This is a genomic window from Streptomyces sp. NPDC004610 (assembly GCF_040609715.1).
Lineage (GTDB): Bacteria > Actinomycetota > Actinomycetes > Streptomycetales > Streptomycetaceae > Streptomyces.
Map to the genome: position 1 here is coordinate 183529 of NZ_JBEXLA010000001.1, position 21608 is coordinate 205136.

Here is a 21608-nt window from a genome sequence, read left to right on the forward strand (position 1 = left end):
ACCGAGTGCTCTCAGATGCCGTGCTTCTTCAGGATCGCCTCGATGTCGCTGAAGTCGTCCGCCGTGCCGGTGGCGCGGGGGGCGGCCTTCGGCTGGGCGGCCGGGCGGGTCGACGGGCCCAGGGACGGGGCCGAGGCGCCCGGGGCCACCGCCTCGGTCTGCGCGGCCCGCGCCGCCGCTCTGCGCTCCTTGCGGGTGCCGCCCCGCCGTCGCTCCACGGCACGCGTACCCATGAACAGCAGCCAGGCCCCGCCGAGCACCCCGAAGCCGGCCCAGGCCATCGGGCTGAACGCGGTGTCCGCCGCCCACTGGACGACGCCGGTCATCACCAGGCCCAGCGGCACCAGCGCGTACGCGGCGATGCGGGTGGCCGCCAGGAAGCGCTTGCGGTACGCCGTGATCGCGGCGATGCCCAGCCCGGCCGCGGCGACGGCGGAACAGACGGTCTCGGCAATCATCCGGTCCTCCAGGCAGGCCGAGTCGATCAGAAGGGTTTTCGTCCCTTCCATCCTGCACCGTCCCCACCCTCGCGGGCCATGCCCCAGCGGGACATCAGGGACATCTCCGGGTTCGATCTCCTCCGGAGGTCGCTCCCGGGCACCACCGGGCACCCCCGGACGGGCATCGGAAGAGCGCCGGAAGGGCGCCGGAAGCGGCGGGGGAAAGGCATGAGATGGACAGCGCAAGGGAACCGGAAGCCCCGCCTCCGCCCGACCGCAAGGTCCCGCCCCCGTCACCCGGTCCCGAGGTGGGCCGCCCCTCCCCCGGCTGCCAGACTGACCCCATGAGCGACTCCTCACCCGCCTCCGTCTCTCCGGTCGTCCTCGACTTCTGGTGCGAGCTTCAGTGCCCGGACTGCCGTACCGCCCTGGACGACCTCACCGCCCTGCGCGCCCGCTACGGCGACCGGCTGGAGATCCGGCTGCGGCACTTCCCGCTGGAGAAGCACCGGCACTCCTTCGCCGCCGCGCAGGCCGCCGAGGAGGCCGCCGAGCAGGGGCAGGGCTGGCGGTACGTCGAGGCCGTGCTGGACCGGATCGCGGACCTGGGCCGTAAGGGGGAACCCCTCCTGGTCGAGGTGGCCGGGGAACTGGGCCTGGACGCGGAGGAGTTCGACACCGCGCTGATCGACGGCCGCCACATCCTCGCCGTGGACGCCGATCAGGCCGAGGGCAAGGCGATCGGCGTGACCGGGACGCCCACCTATGTCATCGGCGGGGAGCGGCTGGACGGCGGCAAGAGCCAGGAAGGGCTGCGCGAGCGCGTCGAGGAGATCGCCGACCGGCTGCTCGCGGAGCGGGACTGAACCGGGCTGAACCAGGCTGAACCGGACTGGGCCGGAGTGAGCGGGACTGAACCGGACCGGCAGCGACCGCGCGGGGGGCCGGACACGACCGACTCCGGCCTCAGAGCAGCGGTTTGAACAGGCTGTGCTCGGTCGGGACATAGCCCAGGGAGTCGTAGAGCCGCTCGGCCGGGGTGTTCCCGGCGAAGACATTGAGGCCGATGCGGCGGCGGCCGACGGTGAGGGCCTGGGCCTCGGCCAGCAGCATCAGGGACCGGCCGTGGCCGTGACCCCGGTACTCGGGGGCGGTCTCGACGTCGTAGATGTACGCCTGTTCCTCCTGGCGGGCCAGCCAGAGGGTGCCGACCGGGGTGCCCCGGTGTTCCAGGACGCTGAGCAGCATGTTCTCGGTGGCGGTGCCCTGGGGCAGGAGTCTCTCGTGGTCGCGCCTGGACTTGGCGTCGGCCTGGTCGGCGGGGACCCCGCGCTCGGTCCAGGTGCGGGCGTAGGTGCGCAGCGCGGTGGCGTACCAGGCGTCGAACTCGGCCCCGGTCATGGGCCGGCCGGTGGTGCCCGGGGGCAGTCCGGGGGCGTCGGGGCCGAGTTCCTTGGCCCTGCGGGTGTTGCGGACGAGGTAGCCGAGCGCGGTGACCCACCGCAGGGCCGGGCCGTCGGCGGGCACGGCGATCTCGATCCGGGCGCAGCCCCAGCCCCGGGCGACCTCCTCGGCGGCCAGCGCGCCGACCGTGCCCCGGCCGCGTCCACGGTCGCTCTCGTCGATGTGCAGGGACTCGATCACCGCGACCGAGGGCCCGAAGACGGGGTCGGTGGTGAGGCGCAGTGCTCCGACGGGGCGGCTGTTCACGCACACCTGGAAGTGGCGGGACAGCGCCCCGTCGGTCGCGCGCTGAAGCGGCTCGGTCGGCCGCAGGGTGGTGGTCATCATGGGTGTTCTACCCGACCGCGCGGGCCCGACCGGAACGATTTTCCGGACCGCCCGGAGAGCGGGTCAGGGGTCGAGGTCGGCGCCGGAGCGCTCGTCGAAGATCCGCATCGCCTTGGCGGTCACCGGGCCCCCGGCCCCGGGCAGGTCCTGGCCGTCGAGCCGGTGGACGCCCTGGATGTCGCGCAGGGTGGAGGTGAGGAAGACCTCGTCGGCCCGGCCGAGGACGTCCAGCGGCAGCTCGGTCTCCTTGGCGCCGGTCCACTCGACGGCGAGTTCACGGGTGATGCCCGCGAGACAGCCGGAGGCGAGCGGCGGGGTGTGGAGCTGCCCGTCGAGCACCACGAACACATTGGACCCGGTGCCCTCGCACAGCTGCCCCACCGTGTTCCCGAACAGCGCCTCACTGGCCCCCTGTTCCTGGGCCCGCGCCAGCGCGACGACGTTCTCGGCGTACGAGGTGGTCTTGAGGCCGGTCAGGGCGCCCCGCTCATTGCGGGTCCAGGGGACGGTGACGGCGGCGGTGCTGTCGGGGCGGCGGGTGGTCGCGCCGAGGGCGACGGCCAGGGTCGGGCCGTGGGCGCCCCGGTCGGAGCCGAGCGGGCCGTGGCCGCCGGTGTAGGTGATGCGCAGCCGGCCGAGCGGCATGGGATTGGCGGCCAGCACGGCGGCGCAGGCCCGGCGGACCTCGTCGAGGTCGGGGTCGGGCAGACCGAGGCCGCGTGCGGAGCGGGTGAGCCGGCCGAGATGCCGGGTGAGCGCGAAGGGCGTTCCGCCGGCCGCCTTCACCGTCTCGAAGACGCCGTCGCCCACGGTCAGTCCGTGGTCGAAGACGGAGACACGGGCGGAGTCGGCGTCCTGGAGTCCGCCGTCGAGCCATAGCTTCACTGGTGCCTACCTCGCCTCGCTGGCAGGGGGAGCCCCGGTGGCCTCCCCGTCGTCGTACGTGCCCGACGCTACCGCGAGCAGCCGGGACGCCTTCAGCTCGGTCTCCCGCCACTCGGCCTCGGGGTCCGAGCCCCAGGTGATGCCGGCGCCGGTGCCGAAGCGCAGCAGCCCGGCCGCGCGGTCGATCCAGAAGGTACGGATGCCCACGGCCAGCTCGCCGGTGCCGCGATCGGCGTCGACCCAGCCGATACCGCCGCAGTACGGGCCGCGCGCCGCGGTCTCCAGCGCGCCGATGATCCGCAGGGCGCTGGACTTGGGGGCGCCGGTGACCGACCCGGGCGGGAAGGCGGCGGCGAGCAGCTCGGCCCATCCGGCGCCCGCGCGCAGCTCGCCGCGCACGGTGGACACCAGATGCACCAGCCCCGGGTGCTTCTCGACCACGCACAGTTCGGGGACGGTGACACTGCCGGTGGCGCAGACCCGGCCGAGGTCGTTGCGGACCAGGTCCACGATCATCACGTTCTCGGCGTGGTCCTTCGCCAGCAGATCCGCCTCGGTCCGCCCGGTCCCCTTGATCGGCCCGGACTCCACGACCCGCCCGTCCCGCCGCAGGAACAGCTCCGGCGAGGCGGTGGCCACCTCCACCCCGCGACCGGGCAGCCGAATCGTTCCGGCGTACGGTGCCGGGTTGCCGCGGGCGAGCAGGGCGGTGAGGGCGTCCACATCGGCGCCGGGGTCCAGGGGGGCGGAGAGCACCCGGCACAGGTTGGCCTGATACACCGCACCGGCGGCGATATGGGCGCGTATACGGCGGACGCCCGCCGTGTAGGCGGCGCGGTCGAGGGAGGTCGTCCAGTCGGTGACGGCCGGTCCCCGCCAGGCGCCCGGCACCGGTGCGGGCACCGGTCGCTCGCGTACATCGGCGAAGCGGGCGCAGGTCAGCCCGCCCTCGAAGTCGGCGCAGACCGCCCAGAAGCCCGTGGAGTCCAGGGCGGCGGGATCGCTGGTCACATCGAGGAGGCCGGTGGCGAGACGGTCACCGAAGCGGGCGAGGGGAGGCAGGTCGAGCACATCGCCGAGTCTAGGACGGGTGTCCGGCGGGTGGCCCGGCCGTGTCCTCACGGGTGGCCGCGGGCGGTGGGCGCGGGAGCGCAGGCCAGCACGCTGCACAAACGCGTTTTTGTACTGGACCGGGAATCCGCTAGAGTTCAACACGTCGCCCGGCACGCGCAAGCGGGCCGAAACGACAGGCGGACGTAGCTCAGTTGGTAGAGCGCAACCTTGCCAAGGTTGAGGTCGCGAGTTCGAACCTCGTCGTCCGCTCGCAGGAACAGGGGGCTTCCCGGTCCCCTACACTCCTGGTGGAGTGGCCGAGAGGCGAGGCAACGGCCTGCAAAGCCGTCTACACGGGTTCAAATCCCGTCTCCACCTCCAAGGACGATTAGCTCAGCGGGAGAGCGCTTCCCTGACACGGAAGAGGTCACTGGTTCAATCCCAGTATCGTCCACTGAAGCCGTTCGGCTTCGACTCGCGCGATTAGCTCAGCGGGAGAGCGCTTCCCTGACACGGAAGAGGTCACTGGTTCAATCCCAGTATCGCGCACGCAGTGCCCATGGCCGGTTTCACCCAGTGATTCCGGTTCTTGGTCCCGAGGACGATTAGCTCAGCGGGAGAGCGCTTCCCTGACACGGAAGAGGTCACTGGTTCAATCCCAGTATCGTCCACACACTCCGGAGCCCCCGGCCGTCTCGTACGGCCGGGGGCTTCGTCGTGCTGGTGCGGTCAGCCGTCCGTCAACTGGAGAACAGCATGCGGCCGAAGCCCTTCTGGCGGTGGCCGTGGCCGTAGTGACCGCCATGGCCGCCGTGCTGCGGGGCGCCCCAGGCGGGAGCGGCCGGGGCGACGGGCGCGGCGGGGTACTGCGGAGCGGCCGGCGGGGGCGGGGGGCCGGGCTGGGTCCACTGCGACTCCAGACGGGTCAGCGCCTCCAGCTCGCCGTAGTCCAGGAAGATCCCGCGGCAATTGGCGCACTGCTCGATCTGAACACCATTGCGGTTGTACGTCTGCATCTGTCCACGGCACTTCGGACACTGCATGGTCGGCTCAACTCCTCGCCGGTCGGTGCTGCTTCACGTTTCGCCAGGACAGACACTGTCCAGCGGCGGTCGGTTGCACCCTACTTGGCGGGAGTTCGATCCCACCGCCCGCGTTCGCGGGGAGCTGAGTTCAGGGCAGGGAGGCGATCCGGACCGCCGCGTCGATCACGGACTCCTCCACCTCGTCCAGGGGGCGGCCCGCGGCGAGGGCCTTGGCGAGGGTGGTGGCGGCGGTCTGGACGGTGAGGGCGCGGGCCGGGACGTCGAGGGCGGGCCAGGGGTCGCCGTCGGGCGGGACGGCGGGGCCTTCGGCGGCGCGGTAGGCGGCGAGGAAGCGGATCCACTCCTCGGGGGCGAGCAGACCGCAGGCGTACCAGGCGGCGGGGCGGGCGAGGTCCCAGGCGGGGACGCCCACGCCGAGGTCGTCGACGTCTATCAGCCGCCAGGGGCCGTCCGGGGCGGGATGGCGGACGAGTTGGCCGAGATGCAGATCGCCGTGGCAGAGGGTGGTGGCGCCGGGGTCCATGGGGGCGTCGGCGCGGGCCCAGGCGGGGAGGGCGGCCCAGGCGCGCAGGATGTCCGGGGTGGCGGGATGCGGGGTGCGGGCGGCGCGCAGCCGGTCGACGGCGCGGGCGGTCTTCTCCGGGCCGCGCATGGGGGGCAGGGCGGGGGCCGGGGCGCGGTGGAGGCGGGCGAGGAGCGTGGCGGCGGCTTCCCAGGGGGCGGCGTCGGGGTCGTCCGGGTCGACGGGGGTGCCATAGGGCCAGAAGGTCACCAGGCGGCCGTGCAGGGGGACGGGGTCCGGGCGGAGCGGGGGGACGAAGACGGCCGGGAAGCGGGCGGCGGTGGCGAGGAGGGCAGTGAGCCGGGCCGGGTCGGTGCCGGGGGCGTGGGCCTTCGCGACGGTGGCCGCGTGGCGGACGACGGTGGCGTCGGGACGGTCGGCGAGAGCGAGGGTACGGACACCGCAGGCGCAGTCGGCTCCGCCGGGGGCACCTGTTCCGCCGAGAGTGCCGGTTCCACCAGGGGCACCAGTTCCGCCGGGACCGGGGTGCGCCGCGGTTCTGGCTCTCGCGGTCAGCGCGGAGAGGAGGGTGGTGGTCACGGCGGCCTTCGGGGGTGCGGACGGGGAGCGGGGTGGTGTGGGGAGGGTACGGGAGGGGGGCGCGGGCGCGGTCCGCCAGGGTGGGGGTGGGGAATCGCGGCTCGCCTGCGCGGCGGGCTGGCGGGCCGTGAGCTTCCGGCGTCGGGTGTGGGTGGAGGTGGGGATCAGGGCCGGGCCGTGCGGGTGCACGGCGGTTGCCCCGCCGGGCTCGGTGGGGCATGCGGGCATGACAATGCCGGCGCAGCTCCCCAGCTGCGCCGGCATTTTGCCGTCCGCCGCACCCCCGTCCCCACGGGGTTATGGGTGGATGTCCCCGCCCGGACCGCTCATCCGGGCCTGGGGTCGCCGCTCAGCGCCCCAGCATCACGCCCACGGACGACGCCTGTGTGGCCACTGTCTCCCAGCCGTCGAAGACGACGAGGAGCAGGACCGCCAGGGGAAGGGCCATCAGCGTCGCCACCAAGGGGTGGCGGCGGCCCGTACGGTGCTGTCGCTCACGTTCGCGGAGTGCTGTCCGCGGTGCCGTGTAGGCCATGGTCCCTCTCCTGACCGGTATCGGTGTCGTTGGCAGCGGCGGGTGTCTGACCTCGGGGGACGAGTGCTGCACCCGCCGCTTGACCTCAAATCTAGGTGCGCGGCGGGCGCCGGGCGTCATGCCCTCGTACCGATTGGCGGGCCTCCCGGAGGATGAGCCGCTTGCAGGTGCGTACTCCCCTGGGTGGAGACCAGGTCCTACGCCTCGGCCTACGTCTCCGGGTCTTCCCGGAGGGGGCGTCCGGTCTGCCCCGACTTTTCCGAGCCGTCCTCCCGGGGGACCGGCTGCTCGACCAGGGCCAGGACCCGGTTGGCCATGAAGCGGGCCGTCCGCACCACCGCCCCGGTGCGAGTGACTTCGCTCACTTCGACGACACCCCGGCGTACCGCCGTCTCCACCCGGCGGCCCGCGCGGCTCGCCACCACCTCGTATGTCCGTGTCGTGTCCCCGGCGTCCACGACGATCTCGACCCGATCACCCTTCATGCGGCCAATCCCCCTTCTGGTCCGGTCCGTTGGGATCAGAGGCGGCCGTAAGCCGCCCTGCTCGCACGCTCTCTGACCACTCTTCAAGTCTCCCACCCGGCACTGACAATCCATCGGGACGAGAGGGCGCGGCCTCTGCGCGCGGGCGGCCGGGTAAACGTAAGCTGTGGCTCGTCACACGGACCGGGCAGCGGGGATGAACATGGCGATGATGCGCCTGAGGCGCGAGGACCCGCGTGTCGTCGGCTCGTTCAAGCTCCACAGACGGCTCGGCGCGGGCGGTATGGGCGTGGTCTACCTGGGCTCGGACAAGAAGGGCCAGCGGGTCGCGCTGAAGGTGATCCGGCCGGATCTGGCGGAGGACCAGGAGTTCCGCTCGCGGTTCGCGCGCGAGGTATCGGCCGCCCGGCGGATCCGCGGCGGCTGCACGGCCCGGCTGGTGGCGGCCGATCTGGAGGCCGAGCGTCCGTGGTTCGCCACGCAGTACGTGCCCGGACCCTCGCTGCACGACAAGGTGGCCGACCAGGGCGCGCTCAGCGCGGCCGAGGTCGCCCGGGTGGGCGCCGCGCTCTCCGAGGGCCTGGTCGCGGTACACGAGGCCGGCGTGGTCCACCGGGACCTCAAGCCGTCCAACATCCTGCTGTCGCCCAAGGGCCCCCGGATCATCGACTTCGGGATCGCCTGGGCGACGGGCGCCTCCACGCTCACCCATGTCGGTACCGCGGTCGGCTCGCCCGGGTTCCTCGCGCCGGAGCAGGTGCGGGGGGCGCTGGTCACCCCGGCGACCGATGTGTTCTCGCTGGGGGCCACGCTGGCGTACGCCTCGACCGCCGACTCGCCGTTCGGGCACGGCAGTTCCGAGGTCATGCTGTACCGGGTCGTGCACGAGGAGGCGCAGTTGCAGGGGGTGCCGGACGCGCTCGCTCCGCTCGTCCGGGCGTGCCTCGCCAAGGATCCCGAGGACCGGCCCAGCACCCTGGATCTGTCGCTGCGGCTCAAGGAGATCGCCGCGCGGGAGGCGCAGGACCTCTACGACGGGCGTCCGCCCGCGCCGCGCTCGGCGGAGGCCGACCGGCCCACGGGGCGGCTCGCCGACACCTACCCCGACCCGCAGCGGGTGCAGCGGCGCCCCCAGGGGCCCGGTCCGGGGCAGCGGGGGGCCACTCCCCCGCCGCGCGGTTCCATGCCGTCCCGGGGACCGGGGTCTGCGGGCTCCGCGGGATCCGCAGGGTCCGCGGGGTTCTCCACGGGGCCGGTCCGGGGCAACGCGCCCTCGCGCGGGGGCGGCGCCCAGCGTCCGCATGGCACGGGGGCCGGTGCTGGTGCCGGTGCCGGTTCCTCGCGGGTGAACGGGACCAAAGGCGCGCGGTCCGGTACGCGGAACTCCACCGGGGCGGGCGGGCGGCCCGGTCAGCGGCGGCAGCCGCCGCGCGGTACGGCGACCCGGCTGCGGCCCGCCAATCCGCGGCTGCTGCGTCAGCGGATCTTCGTGTTCGTGGTGGTGACGCTGGTGGTGGCACTGGGCATCGCGGTGGTACAGGGGATTTCGGGCTGAGGGAGGACGCGCCCGGGACACCGACGCAGCTCCGGTGGCGCTGAGGGTTGATACGGGAGCGGTGGTCCTGGGGGGGCGACACGGGAGCGGCAACCCTGGGGGCCCGGTACGGGAGCGGTGCCCCTTGGGGGCCCGGTACGGGAACGGCGACCCTGACGGCCCGGTACGGGAGCGGTGCCCCCTGGGTGCCCGGTACGGGAACGGCGGCCCTGGGAGACCGGTAGAGAACCGGCGGCACTGGGGGCCCGGTACGGAACCGGTGGCCCTGAGAGACCGGTTCAAGTCCGCCCGTTCCAGGGGACCGATACCGTCCGGCGGACGCCGTTAGAGGTTCGGGCGGCCCGTTGCCACCGCGTAGAAGGCGACCGCCGCCGCCGCGCCCACGTTGAGGGAGTCGACGCCGTGGGCCATCGGGATGCGGACCCATTCGTCGGCGGCGACCAGGGCCTGGGTGGAGAGGCCGTCGCCCTCGGCGCCCAGCATCAGGGCCACCCGGTCCATCCGGTGGGGCGCGGCCTCGTCGAGGGACGTGGCCTTCTCGTCGGGGGTCAGCGCAAGAAGGGCGAAACCCGCCTCGCGGACCGACTCCAGTCCCTTGGGCCAGGTGCTCAGGCGGGCGTACGGCACCGAGAAGACCGCGCCCATGGAGACCTTCACACTGCGGCGGTAGAGCGGGTCGGCGCAGTCCGGGGAGAGCAGGACGGCGTCCATGCCGAGGGCCGCGGCGGAGCGGAAGATCGCGCCGATGTTGGTGTGGTCGTTGACCGACTCCATGACGACGACCCGGCGGGCGGTCCGGAGGAGGTCGGTCGCGGTGGGGAGCGGTCGGCGCTGCATGGAGGCGAGCGCGCCGCGGTGGACGTGGTAGCCGGTGACCCGCTCGGCGAGTTCGGGGCTGACCGCGTAGACCGGGGCGGGGAGTTCGTCGATGACATCGCGCATGACGTCGACCCACTTCGCGGAGAGCAGCATGGAGCGCATCGCGTAGCCCGCGTCCTTGGCCCGGCGGATGACCTTCTCGCCCTCGGCGATGAACAGGCCCTCGGCGGGTTCGCGTCGGCGCCTCAGCTCCACGTCGGTCAGGCCCGTGTAGTCGCTCAGGCGCGGGTCGTCGGGGTCGTCGACGGTGATGAGATCGGCCACAGGGTGATACTGCCTTGTCGTGCGTGTGGTGCCAACGGCTGGGGAGGTGTTGCGTTACCCGGGGTTACTTGGTGGGTGCGGTGGTGGGGGGCGGGCCGACGGTCACGACCGCGCCCATGACGATCACCGTCGGGGGCTTCACCCCGTGCGCGCGGACCGCCTCGGCCACCTCGGCGAGGGTGGTGTCCACCCGGCGCTGGGCGGCGGTGGTGCCCTCCTGGACCAGGGCGACCGGGGTGGTCGGGGGCTTGCCGCCCGCCATCAGGGTCTCGGCGATCCGGCCGATCTTGTCGACGCCCATCAGGATCACCAGCGTGCCGGAGAGCTTGGCGAGGGACGCCCAGTCGACCAGGCAGTTCGGGTCGTCCGGCGCGATATGCCCGCTGACCACGGTGAACTCATGCGCCACGCCCCGATGGGTGACCGGGATCCCGGCCGCGCCCGGCACCGAGATCGAGCTGGAGATCCCGGGGACGACCGTGCAGGGGATCCCCGCCTCGGCCAGCGCCTGGACCTCCTCCATGCCCCGCCCGTACACATACGGGTCGCCGCCCTTGAGCCGTACGACGGACTTGCCCTGCCGGGCGTGCTCGATCAGGGCGTCGTTGATGGCCTCCTGGGCCATGAAACGGCCGAACGGGATCTTCGCCGCGTCGATCACCTCGACATGCGGGGGCAGTTCGGCGAGCAGATCGCGTGGGCCGAGGCGGTCGGTGATGACGACATCCGCCTCGGCGAGCAGTCTGCGGCCCCGGACCGTGATCAGATCCGGGTCGCCGGGGCCACCGCCGACCAGGGCGACCCCGGGGGTGCGGGTGCGGTGGTGCGGGGCGACGAGGGTGCCGTCGCGCAGGCCCTCGACCACCGCGTCCCGGACGGCGGCGGTGTGGCGGGGGTCGCGGGACCTGGAGTCGGTGGTGAGGATCGCGACCGTCACGCCCTCGCTGTGGCCGGTGGCCGGGGTCCAGGCGGTGGCCGCGTCGGCGTCGTCGGCGCGCACCGCCCACACCCGGTGCCGTTCCGCTTCCGCGGAGGCGCGGGAGTTGGTGTCGGGGTCGCTGGTGGCGATCAGGGTGTACCAGGCGTCGGCGAGGTCCCCGTCCTCGTAGCGACGGCGCTCCCAGGTGATCTCGCCGGTGTCGGCCATGGCCTCGACGGAGGGGGTCGCCTCCGGCGAGATCAGCACGATGTCCGCGCCGGACGCGATCAGCGCGGGCAGACGGCGCTGGGCGACCTGACCGGCGCCGAGCACGACGACCCTGCGGGCGGCGAGGCGGAGTCCTACCGGGTAGGCGGGGTGTTCTGCCATGGGTACGGCTCCTTGGGGGCGGGTGTGGCTGCCCTGACGTGCGGATTTTATGCGGGGAGGGGGAGGGGCGCGGGGTGGGGGGTGGTGCGGTGCGACGAGCGGGTGAGGGTTGTGGGGGCCGTTCGCGCAGTTCCTCGCGCCCCTGAGGGGGTGGTCCTCAGGGGCGTTGTGTCGTGCGGGTTCGGTGCTACTTCTCCGTCACGCCCGCCGAGTCGAACGTGGCCACCTCGTGCATCGCTCTCGCGGTGCTCTGGACCATCGGGAGCGCCAGCAGCGCGCCCGTGCCCTCGCCCAGGCGCAGGTCCAGGTCGACCAGGGGGCGCAGGCCCAGTTTGGTGAGGGCGGCCACATGGCCGGGCTCGGCGCTGCGGTGGCCCGCGATGCAGGCGGCCAGCACCTCCGGCGCGATGGCGCGGGCGACCAGCGCGGCGGCGCCCGCGCTCACACCGTCCAGGATCACCGGCGTCCGCAGGGACGCCCCGCCCAGCAGCAGACCGACGATCGCAGCGTGCTCCAGACCGCCGATCGCGGCGAGCACACCGATCGGGTCGGCGGGGTCCGGCCGGTGGAGTTCGATGGCCCGGCGGACCACCTCGGTCTTGCGGGCGAGTGTCTCGTCGTTGATACCGGTGCCCCGGCCGGTGACCTCGGAGGGGTCGGTGGCCGTGAAGACCGAGATCAGCGCGGCGGACGCGGTGGTGTTCGCGATGCCCATCTCACCGGTCAGCAGCGCCTTGTTCCCGGCGGCGACCAGATCGCGGGCGGTCTCGATGCCGACCTCGATGGCCGCCTTCGCCTCCTCGCGGGTCATCGCCGGACCGGTCGTCATGTCCGACGTACCCGCGCGGATCTTGCGCGGCAGCAGCCCCGGGGTCGCCGGGAGGTCGCTCGCCACGCCGACATCCACCACGCACACCTCGGCGCCGACCTGGGCCGCGAACGCGTTGCAGACCGCTCCCCCGCCCAGGAAGTTGGCCACCATCTGGGCCGTGACCTCCTGCGGCCAGGGCGTCACCCCCTGGGCGTGCACCCCGTGGTCACCGGCGAAGACCGCGACGGCCGCGGGCTCCGGGATCGGCGGCGGGCACTGCCGGGAGAGCCCGGAGAGCTGGGCGGAGATGATCTCCAGCATGCCGAGCGCCCCGGCCGGCTTGGTCATCCGCTTCTGCCGCTCCCACGCCTCGCCGAGCGCCTTGGCGTCCAGCGGACGGATCTGGGCGACGGTCTCGCCCAGCAGATCGTGCGGCTCCTCACCGGGCAGCGCGCGCCGGCCGTACGTCTCCTCGTGCACCACCCAGGACAGCGGGCGGCGCCGCGACCAGCCGGCCTGGGCGAGTTCGGGCTCGTCCGGGAACTCGTCGACATAGCCGACGCACAGATACGCCACGACCTCCAGATGCTCGGGCAGACCGAGGGCGCGGACCATCTCCCGCTCGTCGAAGAAGGAGACCCAGCCGACCCCGAGCCCTTCGGCGCGGGCCGCGAGCCACAGGTTCTCGACGGCGAGCGCGGAGGAGTACGGCGCCATCTGCGGCTGGGTGTGACGGCCGAGGGTGTGGCGCCCGCCGCGCGTCGGGTCCGCGGTGACCACGATGTTCACCGGGGTGTCGAGGATGGCCTCTATCTTCAGTTCCTTGAACTGCTTCGCCCGGCCCTTCGGCAGCGACTTGGCGTAGGCGTCGCGCTGGCGGGTGGCCAGTTCGTGCATCGCCCGCCGGGTCTCGGTGGACCGGATCACCACGAAGTCCCAGGGCTGCGCGTGGCCGACCGAGGGCGCGGTGTGCGCGGCCTCCAGGACCCGGAGCAGCACCTCGTGCGGGATGGGGTCGCTGCGGAAGCCGTTGCGGATGTCCCGCCGCTCCCGCATCACCTTCAGCACGGCCTCCCGCTCGGCGTCCTCGTACGCCGGGGCGGGGGGAGTGAGGGGGGCGGGGGTAGGGGTGGGGACGGCTTCCGGCTGCGCGGGCTCCGGGAGCGGGGTGGGCTCGGGGGCCTCGGCGGCGGGGTGGGTGAGCTGTGGTTGTTCTTCTGTCACGGGGGGTGCTTCTGCTGCCTGCGGTTGCTCTGGTGCGTCCGGGGTTTCCGGGACTTCTGGGGCTGCTGGGACTTCCAGGACTTCCGGGGTCTCCGGAGTCGCTGGGGTTTCGGGGGCTACGGGGGTTTCGGGGGTTCCTGGGGCTACTGGGGGTTCGGGGGTTACCGGGGTCGCCTCGGGGGCTTCCGCCGCTTCGGGGACCTCTACTGCTTCGGGGGCCTCGGGTGTCTCCGCGACGGGTTCCGGGGCCGGTGCCTCGACCGGTTCCGTCACCGGCTCCGGTTCCGTATCCCTGTGCTCGTCCTGGTCGGCGGCACGGGTATCCAGGTCCTCCGCGTGCTGGACGAGTCCGGCGTCCGGCTGCTCGGCGGCCTCACGCGGGGCCGGGACCACGACGAACGGTTCCGGCTGGGCCGCAGGCTCGAACACCGGCGGTACCGGGATCGGGTGCGGCGGGGTGGGCGTGGGCGCGAGGTGCGGAGTGGTGGGCACCTGCCCTTCGACCGGGACGAACTCGCCCACGGGCCGCGGGGGTTGGGGCACGGAGACGGCAGCGGGCTCGGCGACGATGACAACCGGGATGGGGTCGGGGGCGACGAGCGTGGCTTCGGGAGCGACGGGCGTCACGGGAGCGGCGACCGGGGTCGGCTCGGGGGCAATCGCCTCCGGCGCGGGCGGCGCCTCGGCCACGGGCTGGGGCGGCACCGGGAGAGGGACCGGTTCCGGCTGCGGCTGCTCCGCCGCGGGGGGTGCGGGCGGTGATGTGACGGCATCGTCGGGCACGGCCTCCGGCACCACGGCCGTCGGCTGCTCGACGACGGGCTCCGCGACGGGCGCCACCACAGGTTCCGTCACCGGCTCCGTTGCCGCTTCCACCACCGGCTCCACCACCGGCTCGGGCTCCGCAGGTGCCGCTTCCGGTGCCGCGGCCACCGTTGGGCCAACCGTTTCCGCAGGGTTCGGGACGGTTGGGGCGGGAACGGCGGCCAGGGTCTCCGGCGACGCGACCGCGACCGGCGCGGGCGGTGTCTGCACGGCTGCCGGGGCGGGTCCCCAGGGCGCCGCGCTCTGCGGGGCGGCCTCGCGATGGCGAGGGACGTCCAGGTACTCGGGGCCGGTGGACGCAGGGCCGGGCGGACGGGCCGGTACGCCCGCGGGGCCCCGGTCGGCGAGGGAGCGGACCGGGCTGGCGGAGGCGTCGGGCGTGGGCGGACCGAGGTGCAGCGGCCGGCGCGGCGCCATCGGCGTGCCTCCAGCGGGAGTGGCCCCGACGGGAATGACACCGGACACGGGCGTACCCCCGGCGGGCGTTCCCCCTGGCACGGGCGTACCCGCAGCGGGCGTACCCCCCGGCACGGGCGTACCCCCGGCGGGAGTGGCCCCGCCCGCAGGCGTCCCCACCAGAGGCGTACCCCCAGGGGGCGTCGACCCGGGGACCGGCGTGCCCGCAGCCGGAGTCCCCCCCACCACCGGTACCGCGCCCGGTGCCGTCGGGCGGACGCCCGTCATGTCGATGTCGACATGGGTACTGTCCTGGCCCGGGGTCTCGTGGGGGTCGGGCTGGTGGACGGCCTCGACCACCGGCTCGGGGGCGGGCGGCGCGACCTCGTTGCCCCAGGCGCCCTGGGCGCCCGGCAGCAGCAGGTCTTCGTCCTCGGCGGGGCTCTCGGAGAGGTAGGCGTACGCGGCCGGTGCGGGGACGCCCGGCTGCTCCACCGTGCCTGCGTGCTCCGGCAGCCCCTCGGCCGGGATCTGGCCGGTGTCGGTCATGCGTACCCCTCGCCCATCGGTTAGTGCTCCTGCCAGCTCACCCGGAGCGGCGCGCCGACCGCCCCGCAGTGAAGAACGAGCGCGCATGCCCAGCGGCACGAACGACCCGCCGGAAAAGACGACAAAGCCATACGGTGGCATTGTCGCGGCCGATCACCCGCCGCGGCAGCCTGATCCGCCACGGCCCGCTGTGGACTGCGCCACGTTGCGCGTCCCCCGGTCCTCGCCGTACCACACCCATCCCAAAAGGGGCGGGTTTTCCGGACATTGGCCGACGGTTCGACGGGGTCCCGGCTGCGGTACAACGATCGGCCAGCCTACCGCGCGCAGTACGACAACCGGATCACCGGGAGACTTTTCGCACCCCGATATGACCGGTTTTACTGGCCTTCGTCAGGGGCGTGTCAGTTCGCCGCTGATCAGAAAGGCGACACTGCGTTCGGTCTCGGTCCAGAGGCGGGTGTCGAGGCGGACGGACTGGAGCAGGGCGCACTCGACGCGGTAACCGTGCTCGGTGAGATCGCGGCCGACGCGCTCGGCGGCGTCCCGGGTGGCGGCGTGGGTGACGATACGGCGCGGGCGGCGGTCGGCGACAGCCTGGACGACGGCCGCTCCCCCGCCGCCGACGCGGACGACATCGGGTTCGGGGAGGTTCTCCAGGGCGTGCGGGGCGGTGCCGTGGACGATCTGGAGGTGGACGCCGAAGCGGCGGGCGGCGGCGTCGGTGCGGGCGCAGGCGCGGGGGTCGAGGTCGACGGCGATGACGGCGGCCCCCGCGGAGGCCGCCTCGGTGGCGAAGGCTCCGGCGCCGCAGCCGATGTCCCAGACCAGGTCGCCGACCCGGGGGCCGAGGCGGGCGAGCTGGGCCGCGCGCAGCACCTCCTGCTCACCCTCGCCGAGTTCGCCGTCGTAGGCCGTGGCGGGGCGGGTCCAGCCGCGGGGGCCGGTGGCCGGGTCGCGGCCGGCGATCCAGCCGCCGTCCTCGGTGAGGGGACCGGCGGGGCCGATGACGATGACGACATTGGGGTCGCGCCAGGTGTGATCGGCGGCCTTGTCGGAGGTGACGACGGAGACCTGTTCGCGCGCGGTGCCGAGTTCCTCGCAGACGACGAAGGTGCGGTGCACGCCCTCCAGCAGCAGTCCGAGTTCGGCGGGGCCCGCGCCGGGTGAGGTGAGGACGGCGACCTTGGTGTGGGCGCGGCACACATTGACCGCCCGGCGCAGGGTGCGACGGTGGGCGACGACCACCTGGGCGTCGTCCCAGGGCATCCCGGCGCGGGCGAACGCGGCGGCGACCGGGGAGACCGCGGGGACGACCTCGACCTCCAGGCCGTGCTCGGGGGCGCGCAGGGTGCGGACGACACCGAAGAAGCCGGGGTCACCGTCGGCGAGGACGACCGCGGTGCCGCGGTGGGCGGCGATCCGGCGGGCGGCGAGGGGGAGGCTGCCGAGGCGGATCCGCTCGGCGGCGGCGGGTACCTCGGGCAGTGCCAGATGGTGGGCGGCACCGGCCACGAGGGTGGCGGCACCGAGGGCGGAGCGGGCGGCGGCGGTCAGCGGCGAGCCGTCCCAGCCGATCACCGTGACCCGGTCGGCCATGGTCGTCAGTCTCCAGGGGTTCACGCAGGTCGTCGGGTGTGCTCGCGAGGGGCGCGGGCCCGGAGAGCGTACCCCGCGATCAGCGCCCGGCGCGGCATCGCGTCCGGTGGTGGCCGGGCGGCGCCGTCCGGTCCGGGCGGAAGGCCCGGTCCGGGCGGAAGGCCGCCCTCGCCGGACATGACACTCCGTCCGGTCAGCTCCAGTCGGGGTACGAGCTGAAGCCGCCGGTGTCCGCGAGCTGGCCCTCGGCGCCGTCCAGATCCTCCGGGAGGAGGCTCCAGACGATGTAGTCGGTGCGGGCCTCGCTCCAGGTGCCGTCCTCGGCGCGGACCCGCGCTATACAGGCGCCGCGCAGGACGCCCTCGCTGATGGAGCCGATCTTCTGGGCCACCTGCTGGGCGGCGGTGTTGTCGGCGGCGGTGCGCAGTTCGATCCGTTCCAGACGCTGGCCGTGGAAGAGCCAGCGGGCGGTGGCGAGCGCGGCCTCGGAGGCATAGCCCTCGCCCCGGGCCCAGGGGGCGATGACGTACATCAGTTCGGTGGAGCGGACATGCCAGTCCGTCTTGTCGAGGCGGATGACGCCCACCAGCCGCTGGGTCAGGAACTCGGTGACGGCGAGGGCGAGGCCATGGCCGGCGGCGCGCTCGGCGGGGGCGCCCCGGGTGATCCAGGCGCGGGCGGCGGCCTCGGGGAACGGCTGGCGCACATCCGTCCAGGCCACGACCTGCTCGTCGTTCATCATCTCGGTGAGGGCGGGCACGTCGTCGTCCTCCAGAGGACGCAGCACCAACCGCTCCGTGCTGATGGAGATGCTGGGGAAGGTGCTCTTCATGTGCCGCTCCGTCATCTCGAAACCTCGAAGTGACCTTTTCGACCGTCAGACCGTCAGGTCCCGCTGAACTGCCCAGCATGCAGCATCGCGGGACCGGATCGCACCACGGGGTGCGCCCCGCGGCCGGGGGCGCACCCCGTGGTGCGGGGGGCGGACGGGGCGTCAGCCGGTGGTGACCGGGAGGACCGAGCCCTGGTAGGTGTCCTCGATGAACCGCTTCACCTCGGCGGAGGCCAGCAGCTCCACCAGCTTGGCGACCCGGGGATCGTCCTCGTCGCCGCGCTTGACGGCGAGGATGTTGGCGTACGGGTTGTCCCGCGCCGACTCCAGCAGGATGGCGTCCTTCGCCGGGCTGAGTCCGGCGTCCTGCGCGAAGTTGTTGTTGATGACCGCGGCGTCGACGTCGTCCAGCGAGCGGGGCAGCTGGGCCGGTTCCAGTTCCTTGATGGTGAGGTTCCTGGGGTTGGCGGTGATGTCCGCGGGGGACGCGTCCGTGGCGGCGTCGTCCTTGAGCGTGATGACGCCCTCGGAGGCCAGCAGCCGCAGGGCGCGGCCCTCGTTGGTGGTGTCGTTGGGGACGGCGACGGTGGCCCCGTCGGGCAGCGCGGTGACGTCCTCGATCTGCTTGGAGTAGACGCCCATGGGTGGCAGATAGGCGTCCGCCACCGGGACCAGGTCGGTGCCCTTGGCCTCGTTGAAGTCGTCCAGATAGGGCTTGTTCTGGTACAGGTTGGCGTCCAGCGAGCCCTCCTGGAGGGCGGTGTTCGGGACGACGTAGTCGGTGAACTCGCGGATCTCCAGGCCGAGCCCGGCGTCCTCGGCGAGATGGTCCTTGATGTAGGTCAGGACCTCGCCCGCGGGGACGGCGGTGGCGCCGACGACGAGGGTGTCGCCGTCGGTGCCGCCGGAGTCCGCGCCGGAGCCGGAGCCGCACGCGGTGAGCCCGAGGGCGAGGGTGAGCGCGGCGGCGGTGACGGTGAGTGCGGAGCGGTGCTTCATGGTGCTGTTCCGGCCGCTGCTCAGAAGGCGGCGACGACGGCGCCGTCGTAGGTGTCGTCGATGAACTTCTTCACCTCGGGCGAGGTGAGCAGCCCGGCCAGCTTCTGGATCCGCGGGTCGTTCTCGTCGCCCTTCTTCACGGCGAGGAAGTTGCCGTAGGGGTTGTCCGTCGGGGACTCGGCGACCAGGGCGTCCTTCGCCGGGCTGAGGTCGGCCTCCAGGGCGTAGTTGCCGTTGATCACGGCCGCGTCGACATCGCCGAGGGAGCGCGGCAGCTGGGCCGCCTCCAGCTCCTTGAACTGGATGTCCTTCGGGTTGGTCGCGATGTCCTTGGGGGTGGCCTCGTAGCCGACGCCGGGCTTCAGGGTGATGACACCGTTGGCCTCCAGCAGCTTCAGCGCGCGGGCCTCGTTGGTGGTGTCGTTGGGGACGGCGACCGTGGCGCCCTTCTTGAGGTCGTCCAGGCTCTTCAGTCCGTCGGAGTAGAGGCCGAGGGGCTCCAGATGGACGGTGGCGCCGGGGACGGCGACGACATCGGTGCCGTTCTTCTTGTTGAAGTCGTCCAGGTAGGGCTGGTGCTGGAAGTAGTTGGCGTCGACCTCGCCGTCCTGGACGGCCGTGTTGGGGGTCACGTAGTCGGTGAACTCCTTGACCTCCAGTTCGAGGTCGGCGTCCGCGGCGAGGTTGGCCTTGACGTAGTTGAGGATCTCGGCCTGCGGGGTGGCGGTGGCGGCGATGGTGAGCGGTCCGCTCGCGCCGGCCGAACCGGAGCCGGAGCCTTCTTCCGAGCCGCAGGCGGAGAGTCCGAGGGTGAGGGCTCCGGCGGCGAGGACTGCGGTGGTGATCTTGGCGGTGTTACGCACGAAAAGTGCCTTTCCTATCGGGTGGTGCGCCCCGCGGTGGTGTGCGGGGAGTCTGGGGGACGGGACCGGACGGGCCGGGGTGGGCCCGGACGGGCCGGGGTCGGGCGGCGTTGCCGGGTGGCGCGGGCCGGGTCAGATGGCCTTGCCGATCTCGGCGGTGCCGGTCTCCTTGGCGCGCAGCAGGGCGAGCCGGGGCATCGGGCCGGAGCGTCCGCCCCGGCGGTGCAGGGAGCGGGCGGCGGCGTCGCCGGCGAACTGGATCAGGGAGATCACCACGGCGAGGATGGCCACGGTGATCCACATCAGCCCGGTCTCGAAGCGCTGGTAGCCGTAGCGGATGGCGAGGTCGCCGAGTCCGCCGCCACCGACCGTGCCAGCCATCGCCGAGTAGCCGATGAGGGCGATGACGGTGGTCGTGGTGGAGGCGATCAGCGAGGGCAGGGATTCGGGGATCAGCACCTTGCGGACGATGGTCCAGGTGTTGCCGCCCATCGACTGCACGGCCTCGACCAGCCCGCCGTCCACCTCGCGGACGGCCGTCTCGACCAGCCGGGCGAAGAACGGGATACCGCCGATGGCGAGCGGGACGATGGCCGCCTCGCTGCCGATGGTGGTGCCGGTGACCCAGCGGGTGAAGCCCATCAGGGCGACCATCAGGATGATGAACGGCATCGAGCGGCCGACGTTCACGACCTGCCCGATGACCTTGTTCAGCACGGTGTTCTGGAGCAGTCCGCCGCGGTCGGTGAGGACCAGCAGCACCCCCAGCGGCAGCCCGGCGGCGACCGCGATCAGGGTCGACCAGCCGACCATCACCAGGGTCTCGGTACACGCCTGCTCCAGCAGCGGCCACATCTCGGACCAGGTCACTTGGCCGCACCTTCCTTGACCGGTTCGCCGGCCGGGGCCGGGTCGCCGTTGTTCACGGGGTCGATCTGGAGTCCCTGCTCGCGCAGGAAGCCGATGGGCACCACGTTGTCCTCGTAGCGGCCGGGCAGTTCGATGCGCATCCGGCCGACCTGGAGGCCGCCGACGGTGTCGATGGCGGCGCCGAGGATGGAGATGTCGATGTTGTAGGTCCGCGACAGCTGGGAGATCACCGGCTGGGTGGCGGTCTCGCCGTGGAAGGTGATGTCCAGGACGGTGCGGTCGTCGGCGGAGGCGTCGCCGGTGACCGGGAAGAGGGCGGCGGCGAGTTCGGAGCCGGGGGTGGCGAGGAGTTCGCTGACCGTGCCGGACTCCACGATCCGGCCCCGGTCCATCAGGGCGGCGGAGTCGCAGACGCTCTTGACCACGTCCATCTCATGGGTGATGAGCAGGACGGTCAGGCCGAGCTGCCGGTTGAGGTCGCGCAGCAGCTTGAGGATCGAGCGGGTGGTCTCCGGGTCGAGGGCGCTGGTGGCCTCGTCGGAGAGCAGCACCTTGGGGTCGCCGGCCAGGGCGCGGGCGATGCCGACGCGCTGCTTCTGGCCGCCGGAGAGCTGGGCCGGGTACGACCTGGCCTTGTCGGCGAGACCGACCAGGTCGAGGAGTTCCAGGGCCTTGCGGGAACGTTCCTTCCCGGACTTGCCGAGGATCTCCAGGGGCAGTTCGACATTGTCCTGGACGGTCCGCGAGGACAGCAGGTTGAAGTGCTGGAAGACCATGCCGATCGCGCTGCGCGCCCGCCGCAGTTCCTTGCCGGCCCGCGGTCCGCGTCCGGCCAGCGCGGTCAGGTCCCGGCCGGCCACGGTGACCGTGCCGGAGGTGGGGCGCTCCAGGAGGTTGACGCAGCGGATGAGGGAGGACTTGCCGGCGCCGGACTGGCCGATGACGCCGAACACCTCGCCCTCGCGCACCTCGAGATCGACGCCGTCGAGGGCGGTGATCTCACGGCCGCGTGAGCGGTAGACCTTGGTGAGGTCCGTTGTCGTGATCACTGGGGTTTCCGTCACTGTCGAGTGCGGGCGTGGATGTGCGCCGCGCGCGGGTGCAGATGGTCGGGAAGGTCGGTCGGGGGGCGACGCGGTTCTCGCCGTGGCGACGGGGCCGACCGGTTCCGGGCGGTTCCGGGCGGTTCCGGGCGGTGCCGGAGCCTGGGCGGTTCCGGGCGGTCCTGGTCCCGGGTCCGACCGGGTGTCCGGGTCCGGGTCCGGGGCTCGGATTCGGGTCCGGTCCGGGGAGAAC

19 protein-coding genes and 5 tRNA genes are annotated in these 21608 nt (G+C 73.1%); 7 read left to right on the plus strand and 17 right to left on the minus strand.

The window, feature by feature from the left end; all coding sequences use genetic code 11:
* Positions 1-11: 11 nt before the first annotated feature.
* Positions 12-458 carry a hypothetical protein gene (locus tag ABZX40_RS00745; protein ID WP_355733340.1) on the minus strand — a complete coding sequence of 149 codons (447 nt, stop codon included), beginning with the start codon at positions 456-458 and terminating at the stop codon, positions 12-14.
* Positions 459-784: 326 nt separating this feature from the next.
* On the opposite strand from ABZX40_RS00745, the gene ABZX40_RS00750 reads away from it, so the two are divergent.
* A complete protein-coding gene (locus ABZX40_RS00750) occupies positions 785-1306 on the plus strand; it encodes a DsbA family protein (protein WP_355732995.1) in 522 nt (173 codons plus the stop codon).
* Between the two features lie 100 nt (positions 1307-1406).
* On the opposite strand, the gene ABZX40_RS00755 is transcribed toward ABZX40_RS00750, so the two are convergent.
* From ABZX40_RS00755 to ABZX40_RS00765, 3 genes are all read right to left on the minus strand, one after another.
* The gene (locus ABZX40_RS00755) at positions 1407-2231 is read right to left on the minus strand and encodes a GNAT family N-acetyltransferase (RefSeq protein WP_355732993.1); all 825 of its coding nucleotides are present in this window, start codon (positions 2229-2231) and stop codon (positions 1407-1409) included.
* A gap of 63 nt (positions 2232-2294) precedes the next feature.
* On the minus strand, positions 2295-3116 hold the full coding sequence (locus ABZX40_RS00760; RefSeq protein WP_355732990.1) for an aminodeoxychorismate lyase: 822 nt from the start codon (positions 3114-3116) through the stop codon (positions 2295-2297).
* A 6-nt stretch (positions 3117-3122) separates the two neighbouring features.
* Positions 3123-4187: a chorismate-binding protein gene (locus ABZX40_RS00765; RefSeq protein WP_355732987.1), complete on the minus strand. Its 1065-nt coding sequence runs from the start codon at positions 4185-4187 to the stop codon at positions 3123-3125.
* A 179-nt stretch (positions 4188-4366) separates the two neighbouring features.
* On the opposite strand from ABZX40_RS00765, the gene ABZX40_RS00770 reads away from it, so the two are divergent.
* From ABZX40_RS00770 to ABZX40_RS00790, 5 genes are all read left to right on the plus strand, one after another.
* Positions 4367-4439, plus strand: a tRNA-Gly gene (locus tag ABZX40_RS00770).
* 37 nt (positions 4440-4476) lie between these two features.
* Positions 4477-4550, plus strand: a tRNA-Cys gene (locus ABZX40_RS00775).
* A gap of 1 nt (position 4551) precedes the next feature.
* Positions 4552-4623 (plus strand) — tRNA-Val (locus ABZX40_RS00780).
* A 23-nt stretch (positions 4624-4646) separates the two neighbouring features.
* Positions 4647-4718: transfer RNA gene (locus ABZX40_RS00785), tRNA-Val, on the plus strand.
* 50 nt (positions 4719-4768) lie between these two features.
* Positions 4769-4840: transfer RNA gene (locus ABZX40_RS00790), tRNA-Val, on the plus strand.
* Between the two features lie 69 nt (positions 4841-4909).
* Here ABZX40_RS00790 and ABZX40_RS00795 read toward each other — a convergent pair.
* From ABZX40_RS00795 to ABZX40_RS00810, 4 genes are all read right to left on the minus strand, one after another.
* Positions 4910-5212 (minus strand): zf-TFIIB domain-containing protein, encoded by a 303-nt coding sequence (locus tag ABZX40_RS00795; protein WP_355732984.1) that lies wholly within the window; start codon positions 5210-5212, stop codon positions 4910-4912.
* Positions 5213-5342: 130 nt separating this feature from the next.
* Positions 5343-6317 (minus strand): aminoglycoside phosphotransferase family protein, encoded by a 975-nt coding sequence (locus tag ABZX40_RS00800; RefSeq protein ID WP_355732982.1) that lies wholly within the window; start codon positions 6315-6317, stop codon positions 5343-5345.
* A gap of 349 nt (positions 6318-6666) precedes the next feature.
* Positions 6667-6852: a hypothetical protein gene (locus ABZX40_RS00805; RefSeq protein ID WP_355732979.1), complete on the minus strand. Its 186-nt coding sequence runs from the start codon at positions 6850-6852 to the stop codon at positions 6667-6669.
* Positions 6853-7061: 209 nt separating this feature from the next.
* Positions 7062-7337: a hypothetical protein gene (locus tag ABZX40_RS00810; RefSeq protein WP_355732976.1), complete on the minus strand. Its 276-nt coding sequence runs from the start codon at positions 7335-7337 to the stop codon at positions 7062-7064.
* A gap of 196 nt (positions 7338-7533) precedes the next feature.
* On the opposite strand from ABZX40_RS00810, the gene ABZX40_RS00815 reads away from it, so the two are divergent.
* Entirely contained in the window at positions 7534-8892 is a 1359-nt protein-coding gene (locus tag ABZX40_RS00815) for a serine/threonine-protein kinase (RefSeq protein ID WP_355733339.1), read from the plus strand.
* Positions 8893-9216: 324 nt separating this feature from the next.
* Here ABZX40_RS00815 and ABZX40_RS00820 read toward each other — a convergent pair whose 3' ends face one another.
* The 9 genes from ABZX40_RS00820 to ABZX40_RS00860 form a co-directional block, all read right to left on the minus strand.
* Positions 9217-10035 carry an RNA methyltransferase gene (locus ABZX40_RS00820; RefSeq protein ID WP_355732973.1) on the minus strand — a complete coding sequence of 273 codons (819 nt, stop codon included), beginning with the start codon at positions 10033-10035 and terminating at the stop codon, positions 9217-9219.
* A 64-nt stretch (positions 10036-10099) separates the two neighbouring features.
* Complete coding sequence (gene cobA / locus ABZX40_RS00825; RefSeq protein WP_355732970.1) at positions 10100-11344, minus strand: uroporphyrinogen-III C-methyltransferase; 1245 nt, start codon at positions 11342-11344, stop codon at positions 10100-10102.
* 187 nt (positions 11345-11531) lie between these two features.
* Positions 11532-15149 carry a nicotinate-nucleotide--dimethylbenzimidazole phosphoribosyltransferase gene (gene cobT, locus ABZX40_RS00830; RefSeq protein WP_355732967.1) on the minus strand — a complete coding sequence of 1206 codons (3618 nt, stop codon included), beginning with the start codon at positions 15147-15149 and terminating at the stop codon, positions 11532-11534.
* A 393-nt stretch (positions 15150-15542) separates the two neighbouring features.
* Positions 15543-16748 carry a precorrin-6y C5,15-methyltransferase (decarboxylating) subunit CbiE gene (cbiE, locus tag ABZX40_RS00835; protein ID WP_355732964.1) on the minus strand — a complete coding sequence of 402 codons (1206 nt, stop codon included), beginning with the start codon at positions 16746-16748 and terminating at the stop codon, positions 15543-15545.
* A 193-nt stretch (positions 16749-16941) separates the two neighbouring features.
* The gene (locus tag ABZX40_RS00840) at positions 16942-17580 is read right to left on the minus strand and encodes a GNAT family N-acetyltransferase (RefSeq protein ID WP_355732961.1); all 639 of its coding nucleotides are present in this window, start codon (positions 17578-17580) and stop codon (positions 16942-16944) included.
* A 162-nt stretch (positions 17581-17742) separates the two neighbouring features.
* A complete protein-coding gene (locus ABZX40_RS00845; protein WP_355732959.1) occupies positions 17743-18579 on the minus strand; it encodes a MetQ/NlpA family ABC transporter substrate-binding protein in 837 nt (278 codons plus the stop codon).
* 20 nt (positions 18580-18599) lie between these two features.
* Positions 18600-19442 carry a MetQ/NlpA family ABC transporter substrate-binding protein gene (locus ABZX40_RS00850; RefSeq protein WP_355732956.1) on the minus strand — a complete coding sequence of 281 codons (843 nt, stop codon included), beginning with the start codon at positions 19440-19442 and terminating at the stop codon, positions 18600-18602.
* Positions 19443-19574: 132 nt separating this feature from the next.
* Positions 19575-20312, minus strand: coding sequence for a methionine ABC transporter permease (locus ABZX40_RS00855; RefSeq protein WP_355732954.1), 738 nt, complete (start codon positions 20310-20312; stop codon positions 19575-19577).
* Positions 20309-21361 (minus strand): ATP-binding cassette domain-containing protein, encoded by a 1053-nt coding sequence (locus ABZX40_RS00860; RefSeq protein WP_355732951.1) that lies wholly within the window; start codon positions 21359-21361, stop codon positions 20309-20311. Before ABZX40_RS00860 ends, ABZX40_RS00855 begins: the two co-directional genes overlap by 4 nt.
* Positions 21362-21608: the final 247 nt, after the last annotated feature.